We start from the raw sequence: 8,014 nt of genomic DNA on the forward strand, positions 1-8,014 counted from the left end.
TAAAACGACCGCTCTCTTGGTCGAGGGATGGGGAGGAAACCCGAAGAGTGCAGAGCCGCTCCGAAGTTCCCCATCCCATCCTAGGTCATGCTGCCTCTTGCCTCCTTTCCTTCGGAATGCTACGCAAACGGAGGAGCTGCGCTAACAGAGGAGCTGCCTATGCGCAGAGGAGCTTCGCTAACGCTAACGCTAACGCTTTTCATGTCGCGCAGCGAAACGCAAACGACCGCTTTTTTTCCATGAATGGAAAGGCTTTATACCTGAATTTTTCGGTAATACTTGTGCTTTTACTAAAGTTAAAAAGTTTAAACGCTTGCCTTTGGAAGTGAATAACCAAGGGTACAATGTTATATCATGTCCGGTTGAATAGTTATAATTACAACTCATAGTATTGCTCTAGCCCTAAGATAGATATTTCACGGGCTTAATTAAAGTCCTACTACAAACAAAAACTTTTTTTATCACTAATTATCCGGACATGATATTAGTCGTCAAGGTGATTTATTCAGAGTTTCTCTGAGTCTATATCGAGGTAAGAGAAAACGAATACCTCTGACAGTCCATTCTGCTTCACACCAAAAAACTCTGAACAAGATTATTAATGGAGATACTCTGTTCGACTGGGCTTTTCATCGGTTAGAGTTGTTGAGCAGGTACAAGGCTATTAAAGCCCCTGTACCAGTAGAGTCTTTACCGAATAATTAAGGTTTAAAGCCTCTCACTCGCCGTGGAGAAACAAGCGGTCGGAAAGCGGAGCATTCCGAAGGATGGGATGGCGAGGTCTCCTCGCCATATCCAATCTCCCCTTGAGAAGAAAAAATTTTCATGATTAGTCAATCCTCTCCTTTTCAAGGAGAGGTAATTATTAATTATTAATTATTAATTATTAATTGTTGAACCGCCCCATATACTAGACGGTGTAATAGGTGAGAGGGTAAAGCATACTTTGAGAGGTTTTGATAGTCACACTTGCAATGCCAATGAGAATGCCTCTCAAAAATAGGCGTTGCTTATGTGTGGGATGAATTAGTGTGGGGAGTGTGGTCCGTGTAGTCCGTGTGGTCCGTGTAGGGAGTGATATGAAATCCGGTTGAATACTTATTATATAGTTGGGTGTGGTCCGTGTGGTCCGTGTGGGGAGTAAAAGATTCATCCCTTGGTTCAGCAACGCCCAAAAATATAGGTCATCTCTTGACTAAGAGGGAGGCTACTAAATCTTCATTTTTAATTTATATAAAATAAACAAATGAGTTTCTCAAAAAAGTTAAGTGATTTTTATGTTTTCTGATTATCCTTTTGAGGTTATGCTAGAAAGGTGAAAACTAATCTTAATATATTCCTAGGATTAAGGCAAATTATCTGGAATATTTTTCAAATATGTATCTCTTGATACTAGCATACTAGGAACTTTCTTAATATGTTTGCTTTATATGAGTCAAATTCAGATTCATTTACAGTGCCTAATTTAGAGGTTAAAAGTAAAATTTTATCTTTAGAATCAACTATACAGGAACTACCACTGCAAGATGTTCTGATTGAATCTAGCTACTTTGGTAAAGATGTTGCATCTGTGTTTGAGGCTAATCCTTTACTACCAGGTGTAATTCTGATCGATCGGCAAGGTAGGTTTGTCGGTATGATTTCCCGACGATTATTTTTTGAAAGAATGGGAAGTCGTTATGGTATAGAGATGTTTTATAAGCGGCCTATAGAAGCTTTGTATCACTTCTCTCAAATAGATATTTCTATTCTTCCTGGTAATACATTGATAGTAGAGGCGGCGCAAAAATCTTTACACAGACGGCCGGAATTACTTTATGAGCCTATTGTTGTAGAAATAGAACCTAATGTTTATAAATTATTAGATGTGCATCAATTATTGGTGGCTCAATCAAAGATTCATGAACTTACAAGTAATCTACTGCAAAAACAAACTCAGGCAAAAGCTATTCAAACAGAGAAAATGGCTAGCTTAGGCAGAATGGTTGCTGAGGTAGCCCATGAAATTAGAAATCCTGTTAACTGTATTTGGAATAATTTAATATTTCTCTGTTCTTATCTAGAAGAAATTAGTAAACTTTTATCTACCTATGACGAAATATCAGAGCCATCTCCAATTATTAATCAAATTAAGGAACAAATAGAATATGATTCCTTACAGGAAGAATTATCTGAGACGACTCAAGGTATTAGATTTGGCTCAGAACAATTACTGAAGATTGTGAATAGTCTTCGTAACTTTTCCCACATGGATGAATCTCAAAAGAAACCAGCAGATATCCATGAATGTATAGATAGTAGCTTACTAATTTTAAATAATCGCCTTAAATACGGTATTAAAGTTATTAAAAATTATTGTACTAACTTACCAATGGTTAGTTGTTATTCTGGTCAACTTAGCCAGGTATTTATGAATCTAATTAGTAATAGTATTGATGCACTAAATGAAAAATATGTAGAACTAGAAGATTCAAATTGGCAACCTCAAATTAAGATTACTACGGAAGTTATAGTAGGAAAAGACAATGATAGGGTGAGTATTACAATGGCTGATAATGGTTTGGGTATTCCTTTAGAGATACAAGATAAAATTTTTGATAATTTTTTTACAACTAAGCCGGTGGGGAAAGGAACAGGTATGGGTTTAGCTATTAGTCACCAAATTATTAATGAAAAACATGGTGGAAAACTTAAACTAAAATCTTTACAAGGTAAGGGCACTGAATTTGAAATTATTTTACCAATATTTTAATTAATTGAATATAGGATATTTATCCTAAACTTAAAACGATAAAACTATAAAAAGATAATTTTTAGTAGATTATACTGCAAATTGTGAAATTTTTAGGCTAGTATATGAGACTAGATACTTTAAACTGAACTTTTTAACCATATATACTCTTTAACTGTGCCAAATCGAAATTTATTACTTTGTTTATTAATTACCCTAGGTATGTGGGGTACTAATGTTAAACCTATACTGGGGCAGGCATTAGTTCCTCATGTATTACAACTAGACTCAGCTCAACTAGAACAGACAGGTTTAAGTTTAGCTGAGGAAGCATTACAGTTAGCAAGATTTCAACAGTTTGACTTGGCTTTATCTAGAGCCGAACTGGCTACTGAATTAGCCCCAAATAATCAACGAACTTGGGCACTATTAGGTAGTCTTTACATTCAAGCTGAAGAGTTAGAAGAAGGTATTTCTGCCTTGAAACAAGCTCAAGAACTCAACCCAAGTAATGCAGAGATTCGATTTGTTCTTGGTAGAGCTTATTTTCAAACATCTGATTATAAAAACGCCATCGAGCAATTAAGAAAAGGTTTGAAATTTAAACCTGAAAACCCAGGAGCTTTATTTGATTTGGGTAATGCTTATTACAAGCATGGTAAATTTAAAAGAGCGATCGCACAATACGAACAAGCTTATGACCTAGAAAAAAATCTATGGCCTGCAATTAATAATATTGGTTTAGTTAAATATGAGATGGGAAAAGTAGATGATGCGATCGAAAAATGGCGTAAAGCTGTCTCTATTGATAGTAAAGCTGCAGAACCACTTCTAGCGCTAGCAGTAGCTCTCTACACTCAAGGAGATAAAGAACAAAGTCTTGCTATGGGAGAAGAAGCACTGCGATTAGATAGCAAATATGCAGACATTGATTATCTTGACCAACATCTGTGGGGGAAACGGTTAATTGAAGATGCGAAAAGATTTCTGGCAACTCCTCGTATTCAAGAAACTCTAGCTCAAATAGAAGATTTACCACCGTCTCGCCAGGTTTCTCCTTGAGGTAGTGGACTGACACAGCTAAAATATTGCAATATATATAGCAAAGGAGGACTATTAGACATCTCCGGAAAAGAGGGAGTAGGGAGTAGGGGCGATTCGCGAATCGCCCGTACGTGGAGTAGGGGGAAAGAATTGATGATTTATGCGTATGGGATTGATTTGATTTTTAATTATCACGCCTATGTCTATTGTGTATGGGTAAGTTTGGGTAAGTTTAGTAGAACAGAAAATCTTGCTTTGAATCGACAACACAGAAAAACTCCACCCACACCCCCAAAAGTAGACAGAGCGACCGAAGGGCAAATTATTGCCTTGTGTTGTTCTGAACCTCAGCAACAACGTTTATCCGAACTGGATCAAAGTTTTCATAGCAAACACTTTTACCTGCTCATCTAAATCATTTTCGGCTCGATCGCGCAATATCTGGAGAACCAAATCATTTTCTCGATGTTGTTCGAGAATTGTCTCTAGGCAAGCTTGGCGCGGGTTATCCTCCCAATCTTCCTGACGGACAAAAGGATCGGAGCAGGCGCGATCGCAGAAAAACTCAAACATTCCCGGTTCATTATACCAACCCAAAGCTAACTGCTGTATTGCTGAACGTCGCACATAAGCATTCCGATCGAACTGAGCTAATTGTTTCAAAATGACAAAGGTATGAGGATGATTTTTTTCTACCAAAGCTAATAATTCCACAGCAGTTTGTCGCACATAAAAACTATCATCATTGATAGCCACTTGTTTGATAATTTCTATTGTCTGAGGGTCATTTTGCCAACAAATACCCAACTCTACTACTGCTGTTTGTCGCACGCACACATCCCGATCAGAAATAGCTAACCGTTTAAACAACGCCAATGTATTAGGATCATCTTTCCATCCAATGGCTAACTGCTGCATTGCTGCTTGTCGTACTTCCAGTTCATCTGCAGATTCAATCCTTTGTTTGATAATAGTAAAAGTATCAGGATCATCTTTCCACCCCAGAGCTAATTGTTGCATTGCCAACTGTTGTAAATCTGGACACTGAGCAGATACAGCTAGCTTTTTAAGAGCAGATACAGTCTCAGGGTCATCTTGCCAATCTGTAGCCAACTGTACTACTGCTGATTGTTGTAACTCGGAACACTTGCCAGACATCACAAGTTCTTTAATAATATCTAGAGTATCAGGGTCATCTTTCCAATCTGTAGCTAACTGTTCCATTGTTGCTCGTTGTACAGAAGAGCATGGATCCTCAACAGCTTGTTGTTTGAGCAAAGCTAAAATATTAGGGTCATCTTTGCCATCATTAGCTAATTTGCTAATTGCTGCTACTCGTATATCTGAACATTGGTCTGCAGCAGCCATTTGCTGGAGAGTAGCCAGAGTATCAGGGTGATTTTTGTAAGTGTTAGCCAAGAGTTCCATTGCTGCTCTGCGTACGTCTGAGAAACTATCAGACACAGCTACTTCTTTAATAGTAGCGATCGCCTCCGGGTCATCTTTCCAACCAGTGACTAACATTTCCATTGCTGCAATTTTTACATCGTGCTGTTCGTCAGACAAAGCAGCTTTTTTGAGAATCGCAAACGTATCAGGATCGTCATGCCAACCAGTCGCTAGTTGTTCAACTGCTATTTTCCTGGCGTGCCAAGAATCGTCAGAGACAACAACTTTTTTCAGGATAGCTATAGTATCGAGGTGATCTTTCCAAGCTATAGACAATTCCCGTATTGCTGCCACTCGCACATCGGAATTAGACATAGCCAATTTTTTCAGGAGAGCTAAAACAGTAGGGTCATCTTTCCAGCCAACAGTTAATTGTGCTACTGCTAGCTCTCCCACTACCCAACATTCAGGAGATTCAGCCTGTTGTTTGATAAAAGTTAATACATCGGGGTCTTGTTGCCAAAATGCTCCCAACTGTACCAGAGCTAACTCTCGCATCTGCCAAGATTCGTCATACTGAACTACTTGTTTGAGAATAGCTACAGTATCTGAGTCATCTTGGCAGTTTTCTATCAAATAACCCAGTGCTGCTTTTCGCACTTCCGAAACTGCATCTGATACAGCCAACCGCTTCATAATAGCCACTATATCAGAATCTTTTCTCCAATCTTGTGCTAAGTGTTCCACTGCTGCCAGTCGGACTTGATAACATTGGTCAAACACTGCCAGTTGTTTGAGAGTTGATAAGGTTTCCGAGTCATTTTGCCAATTTTCAGCTAGCTGACTGATAGCTACTTGTCTTACTTCTTCTACAACTTGAGCAGAAACAGCCAACTGTTTCAGAATAGTTACAGTATCGGGATCGTCCTTGGCTAGTCGGGCTAACTGGGATACTGCTTCTGAAGCCACATGGGAATTTGGATCGGACATCGCCATTTTTTTGAGCCAGGCGATATTTTCGGCATCATATCTTCCATCTTGGTTGAATTTTTCTAGTATTGCCAGACGCACTCCCCAATGTCGATCTGATTCCGCTCGTTGTTTGAGCCAGGCAAAAGTAAGGGGGTCTTTTTGCCAACCCTCAGCTAAGAGTTCGACTGCGGTCTCCCGCAAAGTTTCATCAATATCAGATATGGCTCGTTGTTTCAGAAAAGGTAATGTGTCTGGTTCATTTTGCCAGTTTCTCGCTAATTGTTTGAGGGCTACAGAGCGGACATTTGAAGACCGATATTGATCTGCTAAAATTAGTTGTTTGAGGAAAGCGATCGTATTCGGATCGTCATGCCAACCTCTGGTTAATTGGGTGAGTATGGCTTCTTGCAACCACCAATACTCATTGTTGGATACTACTAATTGTTTAAGGAAAGGTAGGATATTGGGGTCATTTGGCCAACCTTGGACAAGATGTTCTATTGCTACTTTCCGCACATCTGGACATTGACCAGATATAGCTAGTTGTTTGAGAATAGATACAGTATCCGGGTGGTTTTTCCATTGGATGGCTAGCTGTTCGACTGCTGCTAGTTGTAAGTCTGGGTCTTCATCAAACACTGCTTTGTGTTTGAGGGATAATAAGGCATTTGGATCGTTTGTGAGCATTATCATAGTAGCTTCTAGGAAATAATAATTTTTCTATTTTTTTAACGTAAATGGTATAAGCTAATAGTACAGTTGTACAGATTATTTATTATAGATTAAATTACCTATAGATTGAGTTAGATTCTGATAAATTTTAGAAATTGTAGGTAGAGTAGATATTAATTATCTCCAGCTAGTTAGCTATACATAAATTTTGCTAATTGTGTTCTCTTAGTAAAGTGGATCTAGCGATCGCTAGCTTCACTAATATTAGAGCTGATTTATAAAGTAAATCTTAAACTAGCTAGTCGCTTAACCATAAGGTGAATTAGAGAGCCATAAATCATCGCTTCACTCACATCTGAATATACCTCATAATCCTTGCTTAAGCGTCGAAATCTATTCAACCATCCAAAAGTTCGCTCAACAATCCATCGCTTAGGTAACCGCTCAAAAGTTTGGGAAGTTCTCTTGATTACTTCCACCCTTACGCGATACTGCTGACGCAACGCTCCGCGAACGCTACAAACTTCCTGAACTGCACTCGCAAAATTCTTACCATAATAACCCCGATCTACCCAAAGTACCTCTGTTTGATAACTACTTGAACTACTAAAAAAAAGTTAATAAATCAGTAATCGGTAAACAAGTAATGATACTAGTAGGGAATAGGAATTACTGGGAATAGGAAAGAGTTCTAATATCCTTTATCCTTACTATTTTAGGACTAACAATTTAAGTTATAGCAATTTCATAAAAAAATGTTACCTATAATGTAGCCAAGGAAGAAATAAAAAGAAATATGTTTTCGGTGAAAGTCAGAAAAAAAGCTAGAAATTAACCTGCATTAGCAGAACTAGAGAAAACTTTATCATCAGAGCATAAATTTCCAACTTGATTAATTGTAGCAATCCTTGTTTTCAAATTATATTATTGTGATTCCTATCATCCATATTTTATTTTGGCTTTTTAATTATGACTTTTGACTAAAATAGTTAAATTCAGTAGAAAAAAACTTGCTAAAAACAAAAAGATAGATTAAATTAAATCTCAAATAATACTGTTTATAGTAAAATAATATATAACCCCTATAATTCAGTCTGATGTATTAATCTAAAACATTCAGGTGGTGCGCCATGTACAAGCAGCAAGCACAACAAAGAACTCTACCAAGAAAAATTTCAGACCTTGAGTTGCTCAATATCTGGTTAC

At 37.9% G+C, this 8,014-nt stretch carries 4 protein-coding genes and 1 pseudogene; 3 read left to right on the plus strand and 2 right to left on the minus strand.

All coding sequences use genetic code 11. The features are described from left to right. The first annotated feature begins 1,417 nt into the window (after positions 1 to 1,417). The 3 genes from F6K22_RS23305 to F6K22_RS23315 all read left to right on the plus strand — a co-directional run bounded on the left by F6K22_RS23305 (position 1,418) and on the right by F6K22_RS23315 (position 4,189). Positions 1,418 to 2,752, plus strand: a complete 1,335-nt coding sequence (locus F6K22_RS23305; RefSeq protein WP_293103356.1) for a sensor histidine kinase — start codon at positions 1,418 to 1,420, stop codon at positions 2,750 to 2,752. A gap of 156 nt (positions 2,753 to 2,908) precedes the next feature. Beyond that, the gene (locus F6K22_RS23310; RefSeq protein ID WP_293103359.1) at positions 2,909 to 3,793 is read left to right on the plus strand and encodes a tetratricopeptide repeat protein; all 885 of its coding nucleotides are present in this window, start codon (positions 2,909 to 2,911) and stop codon (positions 3,791 to 3,793) included. A 135-nt stretch (positions 3,794 to 3,928) separates the two neighbouring features. Further along, positions 3,929 to 4,189 (plus strand): hypothetical protein, encoded by a 261-nt coding sequence (locus tag F6K22_RS23315; RefSeq protein WP_293103364.1) that lies wholly within the window; start codon positions 3,929 to 3,931, stop codon positions 4,187 to 4,189. Here the strand turns inward: F6K22_RS23315 and F6K22_RS23320 are convergent. Beyond that, on the minus strand, positions 4,136 to 6,823 hold the full coding sequence (locus tag F6K22_RS23320; protein WP_293103362.1) for a HEAT repeat domain-containing protein: 2,688 nt from the start codon (positions 6,821 to 6,823) through the stop codon (positions 4,136 to 4,138). The two genes, F6K22_RS23315 and F6K22_RS23320, sit on opposite strands and share 54 nt — an antisense overlap. Before the next feature lie 260 nt (positions 6,824 to 7,083). After that, positions 7,084 to 7,383, minus strand: a pseudogene (locus F6K22_RS23325) (transposase); the annotation flags it as partial. Positions 7,384 to 8,014 lie beyond the last annotated feature (631 nt).

It is taken from the genome of Okeania sp. SIO2F4, from assembly GCF_010672385.1.
Taxonomy (GTDB): Bacteria; Cyanobacteriota; Cyanobacteriia; order Cyanobacteriales; family Microcoleaceae; genus Trichodesmium.